This is a genomic window from Thermostichus sp. MS-CIW-37 (assembly GCF_054060065.1).
The window spans coordinates 118,925-141,422 of sequence record NZ_JBSSCV010000004.1 but is presented as its reverse complement, the minus strand read 5'-3'; the positions used below and the strand labels follow the sequence as shown (position 1 = coordinate 141,422).

Below are 22,498 nucleotides of genomic sequence, written 5' to 3'. Positions count from 1 at the left end.
TGGCTTGCCAACTGCAGGGCTACCGTTCGCGCCAGCGGGCCGGAGGCCTTAAGCCCGCCCTGTACTGCGAAGCAGTCAGGGTCGGGTAGTTTACAACCCCATCCTTGACCACAGGGATCGGTGGCAGCTCCGCACGGTGAACTGAACAAGGCCAGAACAAGCAGCGTGCTGGAGGAAGAGCCAGGTATGCAATGATTCAAGCGGATCTGCATCTAGTGTGGATCAGTTCCGAATGACTCCGTATATAGTATTGGGTGATGCGGGATCCCCACCCAAAATAGGGGCTTTGCCCCTCGACAGAGGTTGAGCAGATGTTCTAACCTTGGCTTCTAGGGTGGCCCAAGAGCGCTCTTCAAGGTAGGTGTGCCGGGGTGTTGTCAGCGATGGCCAACCGGGATCCTAACGCCGAGAGTGTGCCGCATCGCTAGCCTAGGCCCTGTCGAGCAGGTTTAATCTGGGCAGCTTCTGCTCTGCCCCAGGCTGTTGGTTAGTACTTAAGGGATCTGACCCCATAGCAACCAGAACGAGGCGCGATGCCGGGAGTTGAGATGAGAATGATGCGCTGTAATGTAGTATCGTCTGCGCGATTCCTCTGCCGCCGTGCAGCTCAGGTGAGCAGCATAGCCGGGATCCTGATCGGGACGGCTCGGGGGGGCTTGGCTGTGACTCCCGTTTGGGCTCAGGAGAGTGCTCTACTGGCTCAGGCTGCGGCAGGCCCCATGAGCCGGCAAGAGGTGGCGGAACGGCTGAATCTGGTGCCTGTTTTTGCCATCGTGTCTCAGAACGGCACCCCTGTTGTCGCCAATGTGGAGCGGGATGGCCGCACCATCCAAGTGGTTTCCTTCTGGCTGGATCAAGCCCAAGCCCAGCAAGTGTTGGAGCAGGTGAAAGCCAGCAACCCCGAGATAGCCAGTCAAGCCCGGGTAGTGCCTCTCTCGCTGGGGTATGCCTACGAAAAATCGGAAGAGGAGCGCGCCAAGAACAGCGATCTGTATTTTGAGGTGGTGCCTCGGGCTTCTGATGTGGAGGCAGCTAAGCAGGTGCTGAAGGAAACCGGACAAGATGTGCCCCCGGAGGCAATCGGCGTGCCTCTGTTCTATGGCCGCTCCGGCGAGGGGCTGCTGACCATCGAGCAGGATGGCCATGAGGTGGTACCCTTCTTCTTCGACCGCAACGATTTGCGGAGGGCCTTGGATCGAGCGGCAGCGCAGAACCCGGATGTAGTTGGAAAGACCCAGATTGAAGTGACCTCGCTGGCCATTGTGGTAGAGCGTATGCTGGCTCCCGACGCACAGGCCGATGTGCAGAAGATCGCTTTTATCCCCTCTCGCTCGGCGCTGGAGTATATCCAATCCCTGGCCCGGCCTGCCAATCCTTCTGCAAGTCCCCAGCCTCAGCGTTAACCTAAGCCCCTGATGGGATCCCCGTCTGCTCTGGTGAAGCGGTTAACAGAGTGGCGCGCCCAGGCTCTGAGGGCGGCAAAAGCAGTTGGGATCCCTGCCGAGGAAGTGGACATTTTGCTCAAAGAACGGCTGGGGTGGGGGCCGTTGGAGCGGCTGATGGGTCGCGCTCCGGCTGGGGAGGGGGATCCCCTGGAGGAGGTGCAGACCCTTTGGCGGCAAAGGGTGGAAGAGCGCATCCCCCTACAGTATCTGTTGGGCAAAGTTGAGTGGGCGGGCTTGAGCTTACGGGTGACGCCGGCGGTGCTGATCCCGCGCCTGGAGACCGAGCTGCTGGTGGAGCAGGCTTCCCTCTGGCTGCAGGCTAACCCTCTGCCGTCCGGCTCCTGCTTTGCCGACCTGGGCACAGGTAGTGGAGCGATTGCCATTGCGTTGGCCCATCAGCACCCCCAGTTGCGGCTTCTGGCCGTGGATTCCAGCCCAGAGGCATTGGCTGTTGCGGCAGACAATGTGGTAGCCCACCATCTGCAGGAGCGGGTGAACTTGCTGCTGGGATCCTGGTTTGTACCTTTGGATCCCTGGCGAGGACGGCTGCGCGGCCTGGTTTCCAACCCTCCCTACATTCCCTCTGCCGAGCTGGCCTCTCTCATGCCAGAGGTGCGACTGCACGAGCCGCGACAAGCTCTGGATGGGGGAGAAGACGGCCTAGCCCACTTGCGACTGTTGATTCAAGCAGCACCGGATTACCTGGCCCCGAACTCCTTTTGGGCGGTGGAAGTGATGCGAGGCCAAGCCCCTTGGGTGGCGGAGCAGTTGCGAGATAGGGGCTGTTATCGGCAGATCCAAGTTCACCGAGATCTGGCCGGGATTGAACGGGTGGTCAGCGCCCACTTCGTCGGATAGAAAAGGGTAGGATCCCATAAGATGGGGTATCGCCGGAGCCGGAACTGTCCAAAACTTAAAGCTCCGAGCCCAGAGATCTGAGCACGGATGGGATCCCCTGTCCTTCGCCAGGAGCACTTCTTGAGGGAGCCTTCGCCTACAGCCAAACCCGACCCACCCTTACAGCAGGCCGCCCCTGCCGACAAGCAAGAGGCTGTGGATTGGCAGTTTGCTTTTGAACGCTCTGAGGTGATGCGAGCCTTTCAACAAGAGTTGCTCGTCAGCATCGGCCATGAGCTGCGCAATCCCCTCAGCAGCCAGATGGGATCCCTGCAGTTGGTGTTGTCGGATCTATGTGACTCTCCCGAAGAGGAGCGGGAATACCTTCAAAGTGCCAAAGAGGCGGTAGAGCGCCTGATCAAGCTGCTTGAGGAATACACCCGCCTGGCTCGCCATGACCTGCCCATCCAACCTCTGCGACCGGAACCGACCCGACTACGCCCCCTCCTGCAGGATGTGTACAGCCTAACTCGCCTACAGGCCCAGGATCAGGGCATTCGCTACGAATGGCCGGCCCTACAACCCACCTCGGCCTTTGAGGTGCCCCTTCTCCCCGATAGCCTCACCGTTTGGGCGGATCCCCACGGCTTGGTACAGGCGCTTCTGGGAGTGTGTCGCTGGGGCATCCGCACCCTACGCTACGGTTCGATGGCTCTGCACCTCTATCCCGCCCCAGAAGGAGAGGGACGTTTGTGCCTAGAGTGGAACCTTGAGGGGAGATGCCATGTGCCCATTCAAACAGAGGGCTGTGCCGTCTGGCGGGTAAGCGAGCGGCTCCTGAGAGAAATGGGAGGCCAGCTGGAACTCTGTGAAAGTGGACTCTACCGGGTTGGCATCAAGGTAACCCTGCGCCTTGCACAGTGAATCTCAGAGCAGGGGGGCTTGGGTTTAGCGGCTTCGCAGACCCGGCCAGTTGGCATCTGCCCTCTTGATCAACCCGGGGATGTCGCGCTCCCAGTTGCGCTGTACCCGCCGGTTGGCGTTCAGGTATAGCTTGTCATCGACGATTTTCCAGGCAAAGGGATCCACCGGGTAAAGGTAGTTGTGGGCCACTGCCCAGGCACAAAACCCGCCGTACTGGGGGGCAAAGCGCTCTGGGTTGTTGCGAAACCGCTCTCGATTGTCGGCGCTGGCAAACCTCCAGGTCACCCCTCCCCACTCCCATTCATACTCTGGGGATCCCTTGACAGGCTTGCCATCGATGAAATAGGCCACCGGGTCATAGCCCCGCAGGGCCAGGCCGTCCGTCGCAAAAAAAGGGCCTGGGGATCCCTCCTCGGCAGCCCCAACAACCTGTCCTTGGGCTGGGCGAGACAGGAGCCAAGCCGGATGAGAAGCAACAGCTCCAACCATCAGCAGCAGCGAGAGCAAAACCCAACGATTTTTGACCATCACGACCTCCCCAATCCTCAATCGAGATAAAAATCTCCTCCACTTCCAGAAAAGCACTGCGCCCTTCCTCTCAGATTCAAAAATAGACCTGAGAAGACCCTGGCTTCTGCGGACTGGGAACAGTCTGGCCGCAGCGGGGAAATTTGCCTGTGATTTGGATCGGGGAGTCCAATCTAAAAAAAAGCTCAACCTTCTCGGCGCAAGGCCAATTCCGCCCGATCCAGTTGCATCAGCACCCGCTCCACCTTTTCGGGGTTGAGAGGCCGGTTGGAAGTGCGGTACTGGGAGGCCAGCGTGTTAAACACCGTGCGCAAAGTGGTAAAAGACTGCAGCTTGTCGTAGCGATGGCCGTGGTAGCGCCCAGAAAACTCCTGGATGGCTTGCATGGCTTCCGCTCGCGCCTCCTCTGGGTTCATCAGGGGATCCCCTTCGGAAAGGACGGTGCGCAGGGTTTGAATCAAGGTCATGCTGTCTTCGTAATACTTGCCGGTGAGACGGGCAGCCTGAGCAACTGAACTCCCTGATCCCAGCAAAAGGGCTACAGACAGGAGCAGGCTGACAAGACGCCGAAAAAAAGTTTTGAGCATGGGGAACCTAATGTAACTTATTTTTAAGCATAAGCCACAGCAACACCAGAGGAGTCATCCAAAAGATGCTGTTCACGCCCTTCAGCGACTTTCTGCAGAGGCTAGGCCAGTACGGATCCCATTGGACAATGTTAGCCCTGATCTTGGGGTTTGCCTGTGCTCACAGCGGATTAGCCTACTTGCGGCCCTGGGGGGAAAGCTGGCTGGGATCCCGTCTGTACCGCATCTTCTTTGCTCTGGTGAGCCTCAGTTTGGCACCACTGTTGCTGATCTATTTTTTTAACCATCGCTACGACGGGGTGATTCTCTGGGATCTCCAAGCCGTCCCAGGCATCCGAACCACCGTTACTCTTCTGTCTGCCCTCTCTTTTTTCTTCTTGTATCCGGCCACCTTCAACTTGCTGGAGATCGCCGCCATTCGCAAGCCGGAGATCCACCTGTTTGAGACCGGGATCATCCGCATCACCCGTCATCCGCAAATGGTGGGCCAGGTGATCTGGTGTGTAGCCCATACCCTTTGGATTGGCTCCAGCTTTATGGTGGTGACCTCGCTTGGGCTCATTGCCTACCACCTGTTTGCCGTTTGGCATGGGGATCACCGCCTGGAGCGGAAATACGGGCAGGCCTTCCGCGATCTCAAGGCGCGCACCTCCGTGATCCCCGGCTTGGCCATTCTGCAGAAGCGACAGCAACTGCGCCCGCGAGAGTTTCTGCGCTGGGCCTATTTGGGGGTGTTCAGCTTTGTAGTGATTCTTTACGCCTTCCATCCACAAATGGTTTCTGCAGCCAGCCGAGTTGCCTGGTAGCATGATCCCAAAGAACTTCTTTAGTTTGGGGGCGATGATCTTGCAAGTTGCATTAGATGCTTTTAATCAAGAACTTTTGACAAGTGACGGGTTGGTTTTGGTGGATTTCGGCGCCCCTTGGTGTGGCCTGTGTCGCTTCATCCAGCCGATTACCGACCGTCTCGTAGCCGAGTGGGGAGGGGCGGTCAAGGTGCTGCGGGTGAATGTGGACGACAATTTTTGGCTGCCGCGCCGCTATCGGGTGCGCTCTTTGCCAACCCTAATTTTGTTTGAGAAGGGTCAAGAAGTGCAAAGGCTGGAGCACTTCGCCAATCGCGATGAGGTGATCCGCCGCTGCGAGCAGTTGTTTCTTGACCACCTGCGCTACCTGGGTTCGGGAGCCTGCTCATCCTCGCTTGAGCCCCAAGCTCCGCCGCCGGGCGTGTAGAGGGTGATTACGTCGCCCGCTTTTAGGGGTCGGCTGATTTTGCCGGGTAGGGGATCCCCATTGATGAGGTTGATCCCCACCTGGCCTGGCCCACCCCCCTGTTCTCCTTGGGGGGCATAATGGCGCCGGTCTGTGAGCAGGGAGAGGGTGCAATCTTGTAAAGTCTGGATGGATCGGATCAGTCCCCACCCGCCCCGCTGTTGACCATGGCCGCCGGAATCCTGGCGGAGCTCGTAGCGCAGCACCCGCAGGGGATACTCCAACTCCAGGGCTTCGATGGGGGTGTTGAGGGTATTGCTCATGCCCACGTGGACGCCATCCAGGCCCGGTCGCTGTCGGCTGGCCCCCTGACCACCCCCCAAGGTTTCGTAGTAGGTGAAGCGGCGGTTGCCCAGCACACAGTTGTTCATGGTGCCCTGTCCCTGGGCGATGCTCCGCAATCCGGCCACGGGAGCCAGAGCTTTGAACACCACATCGGCAATTCGCTGCGAGGTTTCCACATTGCCCGCCACCACTGCTGCCGGAAACTCGGCATTCACCAAGCAGCCAGGCGGCGCCACGATCTCGATGGGATCCTCCAAGCCGACATTGCTGGGGGCCGTGGGATCCAACAGACAACGCAGGGCAAACAACACTGCCGAGCGGGTGACGGCCAGCGGCGCATTCAGGTTTCCCGCCATGGCCGGAGCGGTACCGGTGAAGTCCACCCGCAGCTTCTCGCCCCTGACCTCCACCTGCACCCGGATCTCGATGGGTTCGGGCGGATCCCCGTAGCCCTCCAACCAGTCCTCAGCGGTGTAGATCCCATCTGGCAGAGCCTGAATCTGCGCCCGCATCCGTCGGCGGCTGTATTCGATCACCCCCGCAATCAACTGCCAAGCCTCTTCTTCTCCAAAGCGGGCCAGCAGCTCCCGAAACCGGCTCACCCCAACCCCGTTGGCCCCCACTTGGGCCTGCAAATCCCCCCGCCGCTGCTCGGCATTGCGCACATTGGCCAGAATTAGGCGCAGCAGATCTTCTTGCCAGTGCAACGCTCCTTCCAGAGAGAGCCTAGCCAGCCGTACCGGCGGGATCACCAGCCCCTCCTGCCAGATTTCGCTGGAGTCGGCGGGCATGGAGCCGGGGCGCATCCCTCCAATGTCGGCATGATGGGCACGGTTCACGGCATAGGCGCAAATCCGGTCGGGATCCCGCCAGCCGGGAATGGCTGCGACCACCGTGACGTCCGGCAGATGGGATCCCCCCTGGTAGGGATCGTTGAGGACAAACACATCTCCGGGGCAGGGGTCGGCTGCCACCACCGCCCGCACCGCCTCCGAGAGGGCCCCCAGATGTACCGGGATGTGGGCCGCCTGGGCAATACAGGCCCCTTGCGCGTCAAACAGAGCTGTGGAGCAATCCCGCCGTTCCTTGATGTTGGCCGAGTATGAACCGCGGATGAGGCGCACCCCCATCTCTTCGGCGATCCCCGCCAGAGCGTTGGCCATGACCTGCAACCGGATGGGGTTGGAGACAGGACGGTTGCTATCCATACCTCTCCAATCAAAGCCTGCGCCGCAGCCAAACGGCCACCCTGCGGATCCCTTGCCAGAACTGCAAACGACGCTGCCAGCGGTCAAGGGTACGGCGACTCTCGCGCAGACGGTCTCGCAGACGCAGCAACTCAGCCGGGGTGGGAGCCAAAGCCTGCTGAGCTGCTTCTCGCCAATCAGCCATGGCCCGCTCCGTAACCCCAAGAGCCGAGCGCAGGCTCAAGATGATGGGGATAAGGGCGATCAGAGCCAGAAACAGCAGCCCGTTAAGAGCACAAACTGCCCAGACGGCCCATCCTGAAACTCCCATCGGCATTTACGGAGGTCTCCGGGTAGGGATCCCGACAAGCCTCACTGCTGCTGCAGCATCAAGGGGCGCAACACACGGCCATCCCCCACCACAACCACCGTTGACAGCACCTGCCCGCCGCGACGGAAGGTAATCGGCACCGATTGGCCCACCGGGGTGTTTTGAATGATTTGTTGCACATGCTGCACGGAGGTGACCCGCTGCCCATCCACGCCAATCAGGATATCGCCTTGGGCCAAACCAGCTCGTTGAGCAGGGCCGTCTTGGAGCAGGCCGACCACCTGCACCCCTTGAACTCGAAGTGCGGGGCCGAACAGACGACGGCTGATGGCGCTCTGAGCCTGCTCGCCGTTCACCGTTTCAATGGCAACTCCAATGAAGCCGTTGCCGACAGCAGAGGAGGCAGGCGACCACTGAACCCCGAAGCTGTTGGCGTCGCTGCTGACCTGAACCGTGGAGCTGTAGGGATTGTAAGCTTCACCCCCAACCGAGCCGCAGGGGTAGGCCACAACTGCATCTGCCAGCAAGAAGGAGATGGGCAGGGCTAGGGCAAGCTTGAACAGATGGGTTGGTTTCTGCATGGTTCGACCCTGGAAACGGTGAAGTAGAAATGAGCTTGAATCCGCGAAGCACTTGGGTGGATGCACCAGCCAGGTGTGGGCAGCTTGCACCGCCCCTCCCTCAGTGATAAACCCAAAATCGCCAACTGTCGATAGGCTTGGCCGTGCTTCTGGGCTGGCTCCCGAGGTTTTGCCGGCCTTCCTGTAGCAATTCTTCAAGTCTTGGGATCCCTGGCAGCACTGGGTTGGCTCGGCGGGGCTCACAAACCGGCAAAGCGATCGGTGGCCTCCAGCAGGGCAGCGCGGATTCCGGGCTCGGTGATGGAATGGCCAGCATCGGGGATCATCCGAAACTCTGCTTCTGGCCAAGCCTGATGCAGTTCCCAGGCAGAAATGGGAGGGCACACCACGTCGTAACGTCCCTGGACGATGACAGCCGGCAGATGGCGCAGCCGCCCCACTCCCCTCAGCAACTGATCCTCGGGATCCAAAAAACCGCCGTGGACAAAGTAATGGCACTCAATGCGGGCAAAGGCCTCGGCAAACTCTCCCCGACCAAAGCGCTCGATGAGCTCTGGGCTGGGGATCAACTTGCTGGTGCTGGCCTCCCAGACGGACCAGGCGCGAGCTGCCCTCAGCCGTACCTGGGGATCTGGGTCGTTGAGGCGGCGGTGGTAGGCTGCCAGCAGGTCATCCCGCTCTTCGGGAGGGATCGGCTCCAGGTAATGTTCCCAAGCGTCGGGGAAAAAGTAGCCGGCCCCCGACTGGTAAAACCAGCGGAGCTCAAAAGGGCGCAAGAGAAAAATGCCCCGCAAGACAAACCCTAGGCAGGATTGGGGGTGGGTTTGCCCATAGGCCAGGGCAAGGGCACTGCCCCAGCTGCCCCCGAACACAAACCAGCGATCAATGCCCAGATGCTGGCGCAACTTCTCGATATCCGCCACCAGATCCCAGGTGGTGTTCTCCCGCAGCTCGGCATAGGGGCGGCTTTTCCCGCAGCCCCGCTGATCGAACAGCACCACCCGCCAGCGGCTGGGATCGAAATACTGCCGGTAGATGGGATCGATCCCGCCTCCAGGCCCCCCGTGCAAAAACACCACCGGCTTGCCTGCCGGGTTGCCGCACTGCTCGTAGTACAGGGTGTGGAGGGAGGAAACCGCCAGAAAACCTTGATCGTAGGGCTCGATGGGGGGATAGAGATCGCGCGACATAACTTGAAGCTCTGCTGGTCATCACTCTCAGGGTCTGCGCAGGGCAATGGTGGCCTTGGGCGGGATCCCTTCCTGAAAGGTCTCGCCATCCGCGGCCAGGATGACAAATTGCAGCTCCTGACCCGGCTGGGCGCCCAAATTGCTCCAGGGGATGGCCACCTCCAAACAGGCATCCACCACCGCCTTCACTTGATGGCCGATGGCGTGCCAGGTGTGGTACTCCCCTGCCTGCAAGAGCTGGGCTTGCACCTCTGCCGGATGCTGGCCGGTGCCGGGAGGCGGCAGTGACAACCGCAACAGGTGGCGGTAGTGGTAGTTGAGAGGGGCTTCTGCCGGCAACCCCTGCAGGGGAATGGGGCTGTTGACGGTGACGCGGTTGGGATAGAACCACAGCACCAGCAATTGCCTGGGCCGCTGCACCACCGAGTTAAAATCCAGCCGCAGATAGAGGTTGAAGTGGTCAAACCCGTACCAGAGGCGGCGAACGGCGCTGTTGCGGTGCATGGTGCCTCGGGCCGCTCCAATCTCCACCCGCCCCGCTTGGCTCCACTCCCGTTCTGCCGGACGACCGTTGATGGCCGGGTGGATAAACCCCTGCGGCAGGCGATCCCCTAGGCCGTCATGATCCTCCAGGGGAAATTGCAGCACGGTCGGCACCGCCTCTCCCAAAGCAGTGTAGAGCGCCTGCAGGTGCTCCCGAAACAACTGGTCGAAAACGGCATCATGGGCGGAGGAGTGGCCTGCCCCAAACCACCAGAACCAATCGGATCCCTCGGCGGCCCAGAGGGCCTCCCAGGCTTGGGGATTGGCGCGGGGATGATCCTGAATCACCTGACGGGCTTGGGCCAGAAGCTCCCAAGCGCGGTTTTTGACGGGATCCCCAATCCAGGTGGTGAAGTCCGCCTCGATCCAGGAGCCACTGTGCAGCTGCTCTGCCGGCAAAAACTCGGTGGGCGGAAACTGATCCAGAAACTCCGAAACGGTCACCAGCCGCAGGGAGGAGTGCTGGCTGAGGCGGGTGTAAAGGTTTTCCAAGAAGGGCCGGCCATCTTGGGGGTAGTACTCCCAGCAGTTTTCCCCATCCAGAGCGATGGTAACCAGCCAGGGCTGCTCCTGGGGCAGGCGGTTGCGGATGCTCTCCAGATGGCCGATGAGATCTTTGGCGGCAGCATCGGCGGGCATGGCGCTGTAGCTGAAGCCGATCAAATCCGAAAGGCGGTGATCCCGAAAGACGATGGCCAGATCCCCCCGCTCGGTTTCCAGGCGGTAGGGGCGGTAGAGCTTCTCCGGCTCCAGAATGTGGCCCTGCCCATCGCGGTGAAACGGTTGACCCAGGCTCCACCCCAAAACCCCTTCGTCGGAGATGATCCACTCAAAGCCCTGTTTTTGCACAATCGGCACAATGGCAGGGCTTACGGATTGCTCGGAAGGCCACAGGCCCCGCGGCTCGCGGCCAAAGCGCTCCCGATAGATCTGCTTAGCCCGCTCCAGTTGGCTGTGGACATCCTGCTCCCAGTGAAAGGGGTAGCGAGGCAAAGGCAACCCTGGCCGAGCCACCCGCGCCGAGCGCTCGCTCACCAACAGGGGCAAGATGGGGTGGGTATAGGGGCTGGTGGTCAGTTCCAGTTGGCCGCTGCTCTGCAGTTTGGCGTGCTGGGGCAGGATAGCGCCGAGGATCTGTTGTTGCTTGGCGTAGATCCGTTGCCGATCCGCCAGGGTAAAACCGGATCCCATCTTAATCCAGCCCTCGATCTCAGGATCCTCCTGAAAGAGAGGATCAAACCAAGACAGGTTGTGCCAGGCCAGCAGATCGCTGAAGTCCTGCGGAGTCCAGTACTGCAGACACCAGTTCACCCCCTGAGATTCCCGTTGGTTGTAGAGCTGCCGGTAACGGGGGTAGGGCTCGATCATGGTGGGGTAGTGGCTGTCGAAAAAACGCTCGACCACAAAGCGCAGTTGATCGGGGCTGAGCTTTTCGACAGGGGATAAGGTCAGTTCCAGGTAAGGATCAAAAGCCGAGCCGGCTACGTACTCTTCGATTTGCACAATCAGGGAGGGCACCAAGTTGACCGTTTGGTGCAGGCGGGGATAGCGCTCCAACAGCAACACCAAGTCCAGGTAATCTTTGATCCCGTGTAGGCGCACCCAAGGCATGCGATATTTACCCGCCACCGGACTTTTGTAGAGGGGTTGGTGTTGGTGCCAAACCAGGGCGACGTGCAGCGGGTAAGTCATGGGCGGTACGGGATCCAACCATCACCCGGATACTAGCCCATCTGTCCGGCTGGCGATCGTAAGAAACTCTTGAATGTCTGAGCTCTGCCGGTGTCGATGGCGGTGGGGAAAAGCTTGCCATTCGCAAGATTCCTCAGGAGAATGGCGGCAAAAGGAAGAGCTGAGCCATGACTGCCGCTACCCACCTTCTGGAACAGTCGATCGTTGTCTTTTCCCAAAACTATTTGCCCATCAGCCGGGTCAATATCAAGCGGGCAATCGTGCTGCTGCTAACAGGCAAAGCCGAACCGCTCTCGATGATGGATGTGCCGGTGTGGAAGGTGCGCTCCCCCAGCCAGGTCATTGAAGTGCCCGAACATATTCGCCTGACCATCAAGGGCAAAGAGCGCGCTTGGCGCGTGCCCCCTGTGAATCGGCGGGAGGTTTTGCGGCGGGATCACCACACCTGCCAGTATTGTGGCAGCACCCACAATCTGACCTTGGATCATGTCGTGCCCCTCTCCAAAGGGGGATCCCACAGTTGGGACAATGTGGTGACGGCTTGCGAACGCTGCAATCAACGCAAGGGCAACCGCACCCCTGAAGAAGCCAACATGCCCCTGCGCAGCAAACCCCGTGCCCCTCTCCACCCGACGGTGGCTTTTGCGGAGCAGTTCTGGCGCGAACACCAAAGTCGGCAAGATCGGCAAGATTGAGGGTTGCCGTGCAAGCTAAGATCGGCGAACCCTGTTCCATCGATGAGGATCCGCGTCGGCCATGATGACCGTAATGGAGTTTTTTGCCCTCAGTGCCGGGGAGTGGATGTGCCAGCGCACCAGCCATCATTTGGCTTTTCGCCGCTCTGAGGGGGGGAGGTCGAGAGTCCAAATTGCAACGCTTTCGGCAACCGATCCGGCAGTCATACGGGTTTGCGAGTTGTTCAAGGTGGATCCCCGACGAGCTGTGGGAGCAGCGCGGGTGCAGTGGAATGGCGAGCAGGAGTGGGATAACGAAGAGTACAAGGGAGATGTGGTGCTGGTACCTATCCCCGATGAGACCGATCCCATGCGCGGGCAGTTGCTGCGGGATCAGGGCTACGCCGAGAAAGTGCCGGTGGCCGGTACCTATGTCATGGGATCCGATGGTGCCCTCACCCTCTACACCCAGTATGAGATGACCGAATCGGAAGAGCGCATTTGGTTTGCCAGCCCCAACTTGCGCCTGCGGGCCAGCACTGTCAAGCGGTTCGGCGGCTTCAGCATGGCCTCTTTCTGCTCAGAGGTGCGCAAACTCTCCGCCGGCCCTTCTCCCACCCCTACGGTGGCCGAATCCAGCCCTTTCCGCAGCTAGAGCTGTTTCTCCTCAACTGCAACGCGGGTTGTGCTATGCACCAAGTCTTGGATCTGGGGATTAACCTGCTCCACGCCAATCAACACCAGGCCGACCACAACCGGGAGCATTTTGATGCCTGGGGGGTGACCTGTCTGAACCTCATGAGCGCGCCGGGGGCGGGTAAGACCTCTTTGCTGGAGAAAACCGTGGCCGCTCTGGCTGACTCGCTGCGCCTGGCGGTGATCGAGGGGGACATGACGACCCAACTGGACGCGGAGCGGCTGCGTCGCTACGGGATCCCGGTGATCGCCATCAACACAGGGCGGGCCTGTCATTTGGATGCGGCCATGGTGGCCGGGGGCTTGCGGCAATTGGAAGCACTGCTGGATCCCCAACAACTGGATTTGCTGCTGGTGGAAAATGTCGGCAACTTGGTCTGCCCGGCGGAGTTTGAGGTGGGGGAACACGCCAAGGTAGCCCTGCTCAGCGTCACAGAAGGGGAAGACAAGCCTCTCAAGTACCCGATTATGTTTCGAGAGGCGGATTGTCTACTGATCACCAAGGTGGATCTGGTTCCTGTCTTAGAGGTGGATTTGGAGCGGATCCAGGCCAACATCCGCGAGATCAACCCTTCTGTGCCGATTTTTTGTCTTTCTGCCAAGACGGGCGTCGGGCTGGAGCCCTGGCTGGGCTGGATCCGAGAGCAGATTCTCCTGGCCCAACGCCGACAGCAGCCGCAGTGAAGGGTATCATACTGGGCATCTGGCCGTGGAACTCTCCTCACCTGAGCTGGCCAGGCAGGGGATGAGTTAGCACCTCTGGCGGGTCAATTTCAGATAACGTGTGTGGATGGAAAATCCCGGCTATGGCCAATTTAAGCGACTTTGTACAGGGCATTGAGCAGTTGATCGAGCTGGCTCAGAAGCTGGATGAGAAAAAGCAAAGTGGAGAACTGCGAACCGAAGTCCGCATCCAAACCCGTCCCCTGAGCAGTTCTATCCCCCCTTCCGGCTCCATCCCTCGCCGCCGCAGCCATGCCCAAACGGGGGATCCCCCCTGGAGCAGCGAGCCCCGAGTGGTGTCTGCAACCCGCTTTCAGGAACCATCCCAGGCTGCTGTGTCCGACTCGCCATCAACTTCTGCCGACCGCGCAGAGTCTTGGGCTGGGCCACGTCTCAAGGATGTGGGTGGGCTGAAAGAACAGTTGCAAATCCTGCGGGAGATGGTAGAGCTTCCCCTCAAGCGGCCCGATCTGCTGGCCAAGCTGGGATTGGATCCGCCCCGCGGGGTGTTGTTGGTGGGAGCCCCAGGCACCGGAAAAACCCTCACCGCCCGTGCCCTGGCCGAGAGCTTGGGGGTGAATTACATTGCCATTGTTGGCCCGGAACTGATCGGCAAGTATTACGGCGAGGCGGAGGCGCGCCTGCGACAGCTTTTTGAAAAGGCGGCCAAATCGGCTCCCTGTCTGGTTTTTATTGACGAAATCGATGCCTTGGTGCCCAACCGCGCCACCGTCGAGGGGGAAGTGGAAAAACGCCTGGTGGCCCAAATGCTGGGGCTGATGGATGGATTTGTGGCCCAAAAAGGGATCGTGGTGCTGGCAGCCACCAACCGGCCCGAGGCTTTGGATCCGGCTCTGCGGCGACCGGGGCGCTTTGACCGGGAGGTGATCTTCAAGGTGCCGGATCGGGAGGGGCGGCGGGAGATCTTGGCCATCCACACCCGCGACATGCCCTTGGCGGAGGATGTGGATCTGGACAGCTTGGCGGATCAGACCTTGGGCTTTGTGGGGGCAGATCTGCGGGGGTTGTGTCAGGCGGCAGCCTATGCAGCTTTGCGGCGGCAGGTGCCCGATTTGGGATCCCCCATCCCCGACTCGTTGACGGTCTCGGCGGCAGATTTTCAACAGGCTCTGCAACAGGTGAAGCCGGCGGTGCTGCGCTCGGTGGAGATCGAATCCCCACAGGTGAGCTGGGATCAAATTGGCGGTTTGGATCACGCCAAGCAGATTTTGCAAGAGGCCATCGAGGGATCCCTGCTGCACCCTGAGTTGTACGAGCAGGCTCAGGCCCAAGCACCCAAGGGCATCCTCCTCAGCGGCCCCCCTGGCACTGGCAAAACCCTGTTGGCCAAAGCCATCGCTTCCCAGGCTAAGGCCAACTTCATCGCCGTCTCCGGCCCGGAGCTGCTCAGCAAATGGGTGGGATCCTCCGAGCAGGCGGTGCGGGAGCTGTTTGCCCGTGCTCGGCAGTGTGCCCCCTGCGTGATTTTCATCGACGAGATCGATACCCTGGCCCCGGCGCGAGGCAGCTACTCCGGGGATAGTGGGGTCAGCGACCGCGTTCTGGGGCAACTGCTGGCAGAGCTGGACGGGATCCGCCCCAGCCAAGGGGTATTGGTGGTGGCCGCCACCAACCGCAAGGCCAGTTTGGATCCCGCCCTCACCCGGGCCGGCAGGTTGGAGCTGCACTTGAGCGTGGAGCTGCCAGATCGCAACGGGAGACGGGAAATTTTGGCGGTTCACAACCGCAAGCGTCCCCTGGGGCCCGATGTGGATTTGCAAGGGTGGGCTGAGCAAACCGAAGGTTGGAGTGGTGCCGACCTCGCCCTGCTCAGCAACCGCGCCGCCATCGCTGCCATTCGTCGCCACCGGGCCACCTCAGAGTCGGTGGATGCCAAAACCCTGGTCATCCAACAGGAAGACTTCTGTCGGGCCTTTGCCGAGCTGCAGCAGCAACGCCAAGCCGGCTGACCAGGAAAACCGGGTTCGGCGCTCCGCGCTGCTAAAACGAACAAGCCCCGACTTACCGCTACGCGGTTCGCCTTGGCGGGCCGTAGGCCTTAGCAAGCCAGTAGGGCGGCTTTTGCTTTATCGCTACGCGATGCTTTCGCGAACGCCTCTGGTGGCACAGAGCGCTATGATCTTTCTCGAGGCACTGGTGAAAGTCAGTGTATTGCGTCCGGAGCTGAAGTCAGCGACTTTCCCACAGTTGCACCAGTTGGCTTTGGCCTCTGGAGAATTGTATTTCAGAGCCCTCGTCGCCTTTTGGCGCGTGGTGCGCAAGAAAGGTCTGTGGCTCAAACCCACCGGCCTCCTGCGCTGGTTCCCCAACACCTCAGAGAATGAGCTCCATGCCCATAGCGCTGTTCGCCTCTGGCGGCGCGGAGCGCTTGAAAGAATCCCCTGCTTTTAGGGGGGAATGTCAACTCCTCTTCGGCAAATCTCCATGGCCAGGATCAACGACCATTTCCTTAAGCTCAAAGCCGGCTATCTTTTCCCTGAAATTGCCCGACGGGTACAATCCTTTGCCGCCGCCCATCCCGAAGCTCAGATCATCAAAATGGGGATTGGCGATGTCACCGAGCCGCTGCCGGAAGCCTGTCGGACAGCCATGATCCGGGCGGTGGAAGAGATGGGGGAACGGGCCACCTTCCGCGGCTATGGGCCAGAACAAGGCTATGAGTGGCTGCGCCAGGCCATTGCCCAGCACGACTTCCAAGCTCGCAACTGCGATATCGATGCTTCCGAGATCTTCGTCTCCGATGGCTCCAAGTGCGACTGCGGCAACATCCTGGATATCCTCGGCCACGACAACACCATTGCCATCACGGATCCCGTCTATCCGGTTTATGTGGACACCAACGTGATGGCGGGCCATACAGGGCCAGCCAACGAACGCGGCGAATATGAGGGCCTAGTCTATCTGCCCATCACCGCCGAAAATCACTTCACCGCCAGCCTGCCCAGCCAAAAGGTGGATGTGATCTACCTCTGCTTCCCCAATAACCCCACAGGTGCAGTGGCCACGCGGGAGCATCTGCAGAACTGGGTGGACTATGCCCGTGCCCACAACTCCTTGATCCTGTTCGACGCCGCCTACGAAGCTTACATCACCGAGCCTGGGATCCCCCACTCCATCTACGAGATTCCGGGGGCGCGGGAATGCGCTATTGAGTTCCGCTCCTTTTCCAAAACCGCTGGGTTTACCGGCACCCGCTGCGCCTTTACGGTAGTGCCCAAGTCTGTGCGGGGGCAAGCTGCCGATGGATCCTGGGTGGATCTGTGGAGCTTGTGGTATCGCCGCCAATCCACCAAGTTCAACGGGGTGTCCTACATTGTGCAACGAGGGGCAGAGGCAGTTTATTCCGAAGCGGGGCAGGCGCAGGTGCGAGGTCTGGTGCAGTTTTACCTGGAAAATGCCCGCATCATTCGCGAGCAATTGGCCGAGGTGGGGATCCAAGTCTATGGCGGCGTGAATGCCCCCTACGTCTGGGTGAAAACACCCGCTGGGCTGAGCAGTTGGGAGTTTTTCGACAAGCTGTTGCACACCTGCCATGTGGTGGGTACCCCCGGCTCTGGCTTCGGCAGCGCCGGAGAGGGCTATCTGCGCCTGTCAGCTTTCAACAGCCGCGCCAACGTGGAAGAGGCGATGCGCCGCATCGGCAGCGTGTTTGCGGGGGCTGGAGCCGTTGGTTAATTGGGTCTTGACTCTGGGATCAATCCTGAACGGGAACCACCTGCTGGGTTTGGGCAGATCGCTCGGCTGCCTCGGCCACTGCCAGGGCGTGGAGCATGTTTTCGGTATTGATGTAGAGGGGTCTGCCGTGGCGCAGGTGATCCAGCACCATGCGGGTGTCTTGCTCGAAGAGGCCGTGGCGGGATCCCGTCTCTAGAGAATGGGCGCTGCCGGGCCGCAACAACATTGCCTCTTCGCCGTTGATCAACAGGCCCCCCCGTTGGCCGTGAAACTCCAACAGCCGTTGGGAACACCACAGGGATTCCCCCTTGCCATACGTCAACACCGCCAGCAACCCATTGGCAAAACTCAGTTGGGCTGTGCAGTAGCAACTGCTGTAGCGGTGGGGCAGGTCCGGCCCGTCGTAGCGCAGTTGGCAGCTCACCCGTTCCACCTTGCCCAACAAGTCCACCAAGCGGTGGATGCGAGAAACAGCCCCTATGAGAGGGAAGCCAAACAACTCAGGCCGATAGGTCCAGCGGTCGGGGGCGGGGTGGGCGGCGGTGAGGGTAATGTAGCGGACGGCAAAGAGCTTGCCCAGCCCTTCCAGCTCTCGTTTCAGCAACAGGTGGACGCCGCTGATCAGCTCAATGTGTTCGACGTGCAGCAGCACCTGCCGCTCGGCTGCCAATTGCACCAAAGAACGTGCTTCGGCAGCGCTCAAGGCAAGGGGATATTCCACGACGGTGTGGATCCCGGCCTCCAGAGCAGCACGGGCCATGGCGGCATGATCCCGATTGATGGTGCTGACAAAGACCAGATCCAGCCGGTGATCCTGGAGCAGAGCAGGCCAATCTGGACAGGCCACCGCCCCAAATTCAGCCGCAAAGGAGCTTGCCCGCTCTGGATGTCGACCGGCAATCGCCACAACCTGCGCTCGGCCATCCTTGCTCACTGCCTCAGCCCGTGAGCGAGCGGCATAGCCAGTGCCGATGATCCCCACCCGCAAGGTCTGTTCCCTCCCCTCGCCTAGCCCTGTCTTCAGCATCACACAGCAGGGATCCTTTGTACCACCCGGCAATCCGGATCTCGCTCCGCCTAGGTTTGCCGGAAAACTCCTGCTGCACCCTTTGATTTTGTGCCTACCTCACAGAGCTGTTCGCCGGTGGGGATCCCATGGGCGTTAGGAAGAAGCTGCTGCTTCAACCTCTTGGGGTTGCGGCGAGGAAAGCGGAAAATGCCGCTCCAACAAAGCCGGGATCCCCTGGGGGGAAACGCCGCTATAACGAGCCTTGTCGGGCATAAACACCACATGGGGGCCCCGTTTACAATCTTTCATGCAGCCCACCCCCTGCACGCAAATCGAACCGGAGTAGGCGGCCAAATGGGAGTTCAAGGCTTGCATCACCGCTCCGGCCCCCCGCCGATAACAGTCGGATTTCTGGCAGACCAGCACCTTACCTTTGACCTTTGGGACAACCGGCTCCGTCTCACCCCCGGAAGCTGGAGCTGTCGTCAAAGACATACCCTCCGCCTTCTCTCCGAGGGGAACCACCCGGTAAAGCACCCATTTTTCTCGCCCTTTGTGCAGATCCACTTCTCGCTCCCCCGAGATCTGCACCGCATCGCCAGGTTTGAGGGTGCGGTAAAGGGCAGAACGCAGGGGCTTGGGGATCTTGCCGGAAAAAACGTCCGCTCCGGCTTGCCAACGCAGGTACTTGAGCTTGCCGTCTTTATCGGGAAGAAATCCCAAAAACCGGCCTTCCGACTCAAACGGGATCCCTTGCTTAGGAAACTTGCTCATCTTGACCCCCAGCCTCCGTGTTGAGCTGCCAACAAGCCTCTAGGCCATCCAATAGCTCCTGTCGTCGCGCTGTGTGCTGACGGATCACGCTGCGCACCTGTAGAACGGCCAACGGAGTACTCGCCTCCACCCGCAGACGGCCATCTCCCGTACAAACTGCCGGGATCCCCAATTCCATCAGCCGCCGACCAACGCGCCAGCGCTCGCCCAGAGGAATGTTCAAGAGATAGCCGCGCTCAGAGTCCAGAAAGACGGGGTTCATGGCCGGGATCAGCACCTCAGAGTAAAGAATAGTGAAGAGATGAAACAAATTCTCAATAGCCTTTCAAAAAAAAGCCAGAGGCCGGAAGCTAGGCAGGCTCAAGCCCACCTGTAGACCCTCTGGCTAGACTCTGCCGTTCATCAAGCCAAAGACCAGGCTATCGTTGGCCAGGAAGTGATGGAGATGGAAGGCGCGATCCTCTGTCTTCAACAGGATCTGCTCGTAGAGGTAGCGGGTGGCCCGATCCCCAAGGCTCTCCGCCTGGGCTGCCTGCCGCCGCAGCAGATCGATGATGGCCTGCTCTGCCGCCAGGTCGTTCATCAACATTTGCCGTGCCTCAAAAGCTCCATCTGGCTCAGGGGTAAAGCAGCAAAGCTGGGCCAAGGTGGCAAAGCTGGCTACCGGCACACCTCCCAGCCCTTCTAGGCGTTCTCCCAGGTCGTGGACATGCTCCCTCGCCTGCTCGTAGTGATCTTTGAAGAGTTGGTGCAGCGGATAGAACTCAGTGCCTTCTACCACGAAGTGATGCTTCTGGTACTGCAAGTACAGCCCCTGAAAGCTGGCCAGCAGGGCGTTCATCCCCTCGCAAACCGGCTGGGTTATCTCAGTGCCAAGCAAGACAGGATTGTCGCGCACGCTGTTGAAAGACTGGCGCAGGGTTGAAGTTTCGGACATAAAATTCTCCAGCACAAGTTAAGAGGAGCTGCGAATCCTAAACTGCCCGCCATAGCGGGCCTGGGATCCTTGGGTGTTTATCTCCAAATCTAGCATAGTGCAGAAAATGGCTCTTGTGAATAACTCTCAATAAGCCCGTTGTTGCAGATCCCTTTGGAGTGGGATCAGGGCGCGGACAGATTTGCTCTTTGCTGGGGCAGTCTCCTGTATAGGAAGAAACTTGGCGGTAGGATCCCCCCTGGGCTACCCTTGTGGGGCTATCAGCCTCGAGGAAGCCAGAGCAAGAAGCATGTCTCAGAAAAGCCCATCCCTTCTGGACAAACTGATTGACCTAACCCGCCAAACGGTTGACCGTGCCCGAGGCATCCCAGAAGCTTCTGAATCTCTCGAGAAGCCAGAAGCCTTTAAGTCTTTCTGGAATTCGGTGTCTCAGATACTACAGAAGGACCTCCTAGAGGCGCAGACAGAGTTGGGCCACTGCAACATCCTGGTCATTGGCAAAAGCGGGGTGGGCAAGAGCACCTTGGTCAATGCAGTGTTTAGAGATGAGCTGGCCCGTACCGGTGTTGGCAGCCCCGTCACCCGCCACATTCGTCAGTATTCCAAGCCAGGTTGCCCAATCACCATCTACGATACACCTGGCATGGAACTAGACGGTGAACAGAATCAGCAAGTTCGCCTGGAGGTTTCCCAGCTTATCGAGGAGCTGCGCTTTAAGGATCCTGAACATCACATCCATGTTGTTTGGTACTGCCTCCACCACGAACTGAAGCGGTTGGAGGAAGTTGAACGCAAATGGCTAAAGGAGTTGGAACTCAAAGACGTTCCCGTCATCTTGGTCTTAACCCAATGCTTGGAATATCCCAATCCTGAAGAGAGCGAGTTTTTCCGGTATTTGCAGCATCAAAATTTGCCTGTCCGCTACATTGTTCCCGTTTTGGCCCGCAACAAGGCGATTAACCGGCAAATTACCATTCCTGCCCACGGGCTGGAGCACCTAATTGGCTGCACGCTAGAGCTTTTGCCGGAAGTGGCTCGCCTTGCCTTTATCCGCCAGCAATTGCTGCGGGTGGATCTCAAAGCCGAGGCTGCCTTTAAGTACGTATCAGGCTATGTGGCCAGTGCAGCGTTTATCGGGGCAGTGCCCCTTCCCTTTGCAGATGCCCCTCTGTTGGTTACAGCCCAAGCAGGCATGATTGCCAATATCAGCTTTATTTTTGGCTTCGAGGCTTCCCCTTCTTTTTACTACTCTTTGATAGCCGCTTTGGCAGGCACTACAATTACAACAGCAATCGGGCGAACGATTGTGTCCAACTTGCTGAAGATGATTCCCGGCCCGGGGATTGTAGGCAGCGCTATCCAATCCACTACGGCAGCCACCCTCACTCTCTCTCTGGGCCTGGCCTATATCGAGCTGATGAAGGCCATCGCCCGCGCCAAAATCCAAGGGATCCAGCTATCTCCAGAAGAGATGAAAGATATCTTTATACGCGAGTACCAAAGTTATGCTGCCTCGGGATCCAAAACTCTGAAAGATGACTTTTCATCCTAGCTTTTGCGTAGGTACTGAATCTAGGGCAGGGGAAGGTCGTGGGGTCTCAAACCCAAAGGTGCCATCGACCAGGTAGAGGGGGCGGCCTTTCACTTCTTCAAAAACGCGGCCTAAATACTCGCCAATCACGCCCAAGCTGATCAGCTGGATCCCGCCCAAAAACAAGATCATCACCGCTAAAGAGGCATAGCCAGGTACATCGGAGCCAAAGAGCAAGGTGCGGATGATCAGAAAAAGACCGTAGAGCAAAGCCAGCACGGAAATCCCCAGACCCAAATAGCTCCACACCCGCAAGGGCCAGGAGCTGAAGGAGGTGATCCCTTCCAAGGCCAGGTTCCAGAGCCGCCAATAGTTCCACTGGGTTTTGCCGCGAAAACGGGGAGCCCGATCGTAAAAGATGGCCACCTGACGATAGCCCACCCAGGCAAAGATCCCTTTCATAAAGCGGGTGCGCTCCCGCAGTTGCTTAATCGCCTCCACCACCTGCCGATCCAGCAGTCGAAAATCCCCCGTATTGCGCGGGATCCGCACCTGGCTGAGTTGATCGATCACCCAATAAAACCCGTTGGCAGTCAAGCGTTTTAGCCAGCTTTCCCCTTGGCGGCTGCGGCGCACCGCATAAACCACCTGATAGCCCTGCCGCCACTGCTGCAGCATCTCCGGGATCAGCTCCGGCGGATCTTGCAGGTCGGCATCGATGGGAACGACAGCGTTGCCAGAGGCGTGATCGAGGCCGGCGGTGAGGGCGATCTCCTTGCCAAAACACCGGGAAAGGTTCACCACTTTGATGCGGGGATCCTGATGGTGAAAGGCGATCAGCTTTTCCAGTGTGTCGTCTTGGCTGCCATCGTTGACACAAATGATCTCGTAGGGAATCCCTAAAGGATCCAAGGTCTGCCGCAGACGCTCAAACAGGTGTTCCAGGTTATCCGCCTCATTTTTGCAGGGGACAACAACCGATAATTCAACCAACTCAACCGGGGGCTCAGACAACATCGAGAGGTGTCAGAAAACAATGAGGATCCCGTAGTTGGC

The 22,498-nt window shown here is 59.4% G+C and carries 24 protein-coding genes; 12 read left to right on the top strand and 12 right to left on the bottom strand.

The annotated features are described in order from the left end of the window. Nucleotides 1-611: 611 nt before the first annotated feature. From ACVWYZ_RS03510 to ACVWYZ_RS03500, 3 genes are all read left to right on the top strand, one after another. The gene (locus ACVWYZ_RS03510) at nt 612-1,403 is read left to right on the top strand and encodes a Tic22 family protein (protein WP_457466060.1); all 792 of its coding nucleotides are present in this window, start codon (nt 612-614) and stop codon (nt 1,401-1,403) included. Nucleotides 1,404-1,436: 33 nt separating this feature from the next. After that, a complete protein-coding gene (prmC, locus tag ACVWYZ_RS03505) occupies nt 1,437-2,303 on the top strand; it encodes a peptide chain release factor N(5)-glutamine methyltransferase (protein WP_457466059.1) in 867 nt (288 codons plus the stop codon). Between the two features lie 87 nt (nt 2,304-2,390). After that, complete coding sequence (locus tag ACVWYZ_RS03500; protein WP_457466057.1) at nt 2,391-3,206, top strand: sensor histidine kinase; 816 nt, start codon at nt 2,391-2,393, stop codon at nt 3,204-3,206. Between the two features lie 24 nt (nt 3,207-3,230). Here the strand turns inward: ACVWYZ_RS03500 and ACVWYZ_RS03495 are convergent, their stop codons facing one another. Together ACVWYZ_RS03495 and psb27 are read right to left on the bottom strand one after the other, a co-directional pair. Beyond that, a complete protein-coding gene (locus ACVWYZ_RS03495; RefSeq protein ID WP_457466056.1) occupies nt 3,231-3,734 on the bottom strand; it encodes a YHS domain-containing (seleno)protein in 504 nt (167 codons plus the stop codon). A 185-nt stretch (nt 3,735-3,919) separates the two neighbouring features. Beyond that, nucleotides 3,920-4,321, bottom strand: coding sequence for a photosystem II protein Psb27 (psb27, locus tag ACVWYZ_RS03490; RefSeq protein ID WP_414329352.1), 402 nt, complete (start codon nt 4,319-4,321; stop codon nt 3,920-3,922). 65 nt (nt 4,322-4,386) lie between these two features. Here psb27 and ACVWYZ_RS03485 point away from each other — a divergent pair, with 65 nt between their 5' ends. Continuing rightward, nucleotides 4,387-5,127, top strand: coding sequence for an NnrU family protein (locus tag ACVWYZ_RS03485; protein ID WP_457466054.1), 741 nt, complete (start codon nt 4,387-4,389; stop codon nt 5,125-5,127). A 1-nt stretch (nt 5,128) separates the two neighbouring features. Then, a complete protein-coding gene (locus ACVWYZ_RS03480; protein WP_457466052.1) occupies nt 5,129-5,554 on the top strand; it encodes a thioredoxin family protein in 426 nt (141 codons plus the stop codon). Here ACVWYZ_RS03480 and ACVWYZ_RS03475 read toward each other — a convergent pair. The 5 genes from ACVWYZ_RS03475 to ACVWYZ_RS03455 form a co-directional block, all read right to left on the bottom strand. Continuing rightward, entirely contained in the window at nt 5,491-7,086 is a 1,596-nt protein-coding gene (locus tag ACVWYZ_RS03475; protein ID WP_457466050.1) for a hydantoinase B/oxoprolinase family protein, read from the bottom strand. The genes ACVWYZ_RS03480 and ACVWYZ_RS03475 overlap by 64 nt on opposite strands. A 10-nt stretch (nt 7,087-7,096) precedes the next feature. Next, on the bottom strand, nt 7,097-7,402 hold the full coding sequence (locus ACVWYZ_RS03470) for a hypothetical protein (protein WP_414373389.1): 306 nt from the start codon (nt 7,400-7,402) through the stop codon (nt 7,097-7,099). Nucleotides 7,403-7,437: 35 nt separating this feature from the next. Continuing rightward, the gene (locus tag ACVWYZ_RS03465) at nt 7,438-7,977 is read right to left on the bottom strand and encodes a PDZ domain-containing protein (protein ID WP_457466048.1); all 540 of its coding nucleotides are present in this window, start codon (nt 7,975-7,977) and stop codon (nt 7,438-7,440) included. Between the two features lie 239 nt (nt 7,978-8,216). Next, on the bottom strand, nt 8,217-9,167 hold the full coding sequence (gene pip, locus ACVWYZ_RS03460) for a prolyl aminopeptidase (RefSeq protein WP_457466046.1): 951 nt from the start codon (nt 9,165-9,167) through the stop codon (nt 8,217-8,219). A gap of 27 nt (nt 9,168-9,194) precedes the next feature. After that, complete coding sequence (locus ACVWYZ_RS03455) at nt 9,195-11,402, bottom strand: glycoside hydrolase (protein ID WP_414357857.1); 2,208 nt, start codon at nt 11,400-11,402, stop codon at nt 9,195-9,197. 167 nt (nt 11,403-11,569) lie between these two features. Here ACVWYZ_RS03455 and ACVWYZ_RS03450 point away from each other — a divergent pair, with 167 nt between their 5' ends. From ACVWYZ_RS03450 to ACVWYZ_RS03425, 6 genes are all read left to right on the top strand, one after another. Beyond that, a complete protein-coding gene (locus tag ACVWYZ_RS03450; protein WP_457466044.1) occupies nt 11,570-12,097 on the top strand; it encodes an HNH endonuclease in 528 nt (175 codons plus the stop codon). A 64-nt stretch (nt 12,098-12,161) separates the two neighbouring features. Continuing rightward, the gene (locus ACVWYZ_RS03445; protein WP_457466071.1) at nt 12,162-12,731 is read left to right on the top strand and encodes a phycobiliprotein lyase; all 570 of its coding nucleotides are present in this window, start codon (nt 12,162-12,164) and stop codon (nt 12,729-12,731) included. 35 nt (nt 12,732-12,766) lie between these two features. Then, nucleotides 12,767-13,456, top strand: a complete 690-nt coding sequence (gene hypB, locus ACVWYZ_RS03440; RefSeq protein ID WP_414373376.1) for a hydrogenase nickel incorporation protein HypB — start codon at nt 12,767-12,769, stop codon at nt 13,454-13,456. Nucleotides 13,457-13,578: 122 nt separating this feature from the next. Beyond that, the gene (locus ACVWYZ_RS03435) at nt 13,579-15,465 is read left to right on the top strand and encodes an AAA family ATPase (protein WP_457466043.1); all 1,887 of its coding nucleotides are present in this window, start codon (nt 13,579-13,581) and stop codon (nt 15,463-15,465) included. A gap of 166 nt (nt 15,466-15,631) precedes the next feature. Continuing rightward, a complete protein-coding gene (locus tag ACVWYZ_RS03430; RefSeq protein WP_414358425.1) occupies nt 15,632-15,907 on the top strand; it encodes a hypothetical protein in 276 nt (91 codons plus the stop codon). A 33-nt stretch (nt 15,908-15,940) separates the two neighbouring features. Continuing rightward, nucleotides 15,941-17,191 (top strand): LL-diaminopimelate aminotransferase, encoded by a 1,251-nt coding sequence (locus ACVWYZ_RS03425; RefSeq protein ID WP_414373488.1) that lies wholly within the window; start codon nt 15,941-15,943, stop codon nt 17,189-17,191. A gap of 19 nt (nt 17,192-17,210) precedes the next feature. On the opposite strand, the gene ACVWYZ_RS03420 is transcribed toward ACVWYZ_RS03425, so the two are convergent. From ACVWYZ_RS03420 to dpsA, 4 genes are all read right to left on the bottom strand, one after another. Continuing rightward, a complete protein-coding gene (locus ACVWYZ_RS03420) occupies nt 17,211-18,218 on the bottom strand; it encodes a Gfo/Idh/MocA family protein (RefSeq protein ID WP_414408186.1) in 1,008 nt (335 codons plus the stop codon). A 135-nt stretch (nt 18,219-18,353) separates the two neighbouring features. Further along, nucleotides 18,354-18,974 carry a (2Fe-2S) ferredoxin domain-containing protein gene (locus ACVWYZ_RS03415; protein ID WP_414408127.1) on the bottom strand — a complete coding sequence of 207 codons (621 nt, stop codon included), beginning with the start codon at nt 18,972-18,974 and terminating at the stop codon, nt 18,354-18,356. Then, the gene (locus tag ACVWYZ_RS03410; protein ID WP_457466041.1) at nt 18,958-19,236 is read right to left on the bottom strand and encodes an Asr1405/Asl0597 family protein; all 279 of its coding nucleotides are present in this window, start codon (nt 19,234-19,236) and stop codon (nt 18,958-18,960) included. The genes ACVWYZ_RS03415 and ACVWYZ_RS03410 overlap by 17 nt, the downstream gene beginning before the upstream one ends. Nucleotides 19,237-19,359: 123 nt before the next feature. Next, a complete protein-coding gene (gene dpsA / locus ACVWYZ_RS03405) occupies nt 19,360-19,911 on the bottom strand; it encodes a DNA starvation/stress protection protein DpsA (protein ID WP_414424269.1) in 552 nt (183 codons plus the stop codon). Between the two features lie 289 nt (nt 19,912-20,200). Between dpsA and ACVWYZ_RS03400 the strand changes: the two genes are divergently transcribed. Continuing rightward, entirely contained in the window at nt 20,201-21,463 is a 1,263-nt protein-coding gene (locus ACVWYZ_RS03400) for a YcjF family protein (protein ID WP_457466039.1), read from the top strand. On the opposite strand, the gene ACVWYZ_RS03395 is transcribed toward ACVWYZ_RS03400, so the two are convergent. Next, the gene (locus ACVWYZ_RS03395) at nt 21,455-22,459 is read right to left on the bottom strand and encodes a glycosyltransferase family 2 protein (protein WP_457466037.1); all 1,005 of its coding nucleotides are present in this window, start codon (nt 22,457-22,459) and stop codon (nt 21,455-21,457) included. The two genes, ACVWYZ_RS03400 and ACVWYZ_RS03395, sit on opposite strands and share 9 nt — an antisense overlap. Nucleotides 22,460-22,498 lie beyond the last annotated feature (39 nt).

Bases quoted from the DNA above. Each gene is read 5' to 3' on its own strand.
- ACVWYZ_RS03465 (WP_457466048.1), bottom strand. From the start codon at position 7,977: ATGCAGAAACCAACCCATCTGTTCAAGCTTGCCCTAGCCCTGCCCATC.
- psb27 (WP_414329352.1), bottom strand. From the start codon at position 4,321: ATGCTCAAAACTTTTTTTCGGCGTCTTGTCAGCCTGCTCCTGTCTGTA.
- ACVWYZ_RS03445 (WP_457466071.1), top strand. From the start codon at position 12,162: ATGACCGTAATGGAGTTTTTTGCCCTCAGTGCCGGGGAGTGGATGTGC.
- ACVWYZ_RS03475 (WP_457466050.1), bottom strand. From the start codon at position 7,086: ATGGATAGCAACCGTCCTGTCTCCAACCCCATCCGGTTGCAGGTCATG.
- ACVWYZ_RS03435 (WP_457466043.1), top strand. From the start codon at position 13,579: ATGGCCAATTTAAGCGACTTTGTACAGGGCATTGAGCAGTTGATCGAG.
- ACVWYZ_RS03425 (WP_414373488.1), top strand. From the start codon at position 15,941: ATGGCCAGGATCAACGACCATTTCCTTAAGCTCAAAGCCGGCTATCTT.
- ACVWYZ_RS03455 (WP_414357857.1), bottom strand. From the start codon at position 11,402: ATGACTTACCCGCTGCACGTCGCCCTGGTTTGGCACCAACACCAACCC.
- dpsA (WP_414424269.1), bottom strand. From the start codon at position 19,911: ATGTCCGAAACTTCAACCCTGCGCCAGTCTTTCAACAGCGTGCGCGAC.
- hypB (WP_414373376.1), top strand. From the start codon at position 12,767: ATGCACCAAGTCTTGGATCTGGGGATTAACCTGCTCCACGCCAATCAA.
- ACVWYZ_RS03430 (WP_414358425.1), top strand. From the start codon at position 15,632: ATGATCTTTCTCGAGGCACTGGTGAAAGTCAGTGTATTGCGTCCGGAG.
- ACVWYZ_RS03410 (WP_457466041.1), bottom strand. From the start codon at position 19,236: ATGAACCCCGTCTTTCTGGACTCTGAGCGCGGCTATCTCTTGAACATT.
- ACVWYZ_RS03480 (WP_457466052.1), top strand. From the start codon at position 5,129: ATGATCCCAAAGAACTTCTTTAGTTTGGGGGCGATGATCTTGCAAGTT.
- ACVWYZ_RS03450 (WP_457466044.1), top strand. From the start codon at position 11,570: ATGACTGCCGCTACCCACCTTCTGGAACAGTCGATCGTTGTCTTTTCC.
- ACVWYZ_RS03470 (WP_414373389.1), bottom strand. From the start codon at position 7,402: ATGCCGATGGGAGTTTCAGGATGGGCCGTCTGGGCAGTTTGTGCTCTT.
- ACVWYZ_RS03495 (WP_457466056.1), bottom strand. From the start codon at position 3,734: ATGGTCAAAAATCGTTGGGTTTTGCTCTCGCTGCTGCTGATGGTTGGA.
- ACVWYZ_RS03395 (WP_457466037.1), bottom strand. From the start codon at position 22,459: ATGTTGTCTGAGCCCCCGGTTGAGTTGGTTGAATTATCGGTTGTTGTC.
- ACVWYZ_RS03415 (WP_414408127.1), bottom strand. From the start codon at position 18,974: ATGAGCAAGTTTCCTAAGCAAGGGATCCCGTTTGAGTCGGAAGGCCGG.
- ACVWYZ_RS03500 (WP_457466057.1), top strand. From the start codon at position 2,391: ATGGGATCCCCTGTCCTTCGCCAGGAGCACTTCTTGAGGGAGCCTTCG.
- ACVWYZ_RS03420 (WP_414408186.1), bottom strand. From the start codon at position 18,218: ATGCTGAAGACAGGGCTAGGCGAGGGGAGGGAACAGACCTTGCGGGTG.
- ACVWYZ_RS03400 (WP_457466039.1), top strand. From the start codon at position 20,201: ATGTCTCAGAAAAGCCCATCCCTTCTGGACAAACTGATTGACCTAACC.
- pip (WP_457466046.1), bottom strand. From the start codon at position 9,167: ATGTCGCGCGATCTCTATCCCCCCATCGAGCCCTACGATCAAGGTTTT.
- ACVWYZ_RS03485 (WP_457466054.1), top strand. From the start codon at position 4,387: ATGCTGTTCACGCCCTTCAGCGACTTTCTGCAGAGGCTAGGCCAGTAC.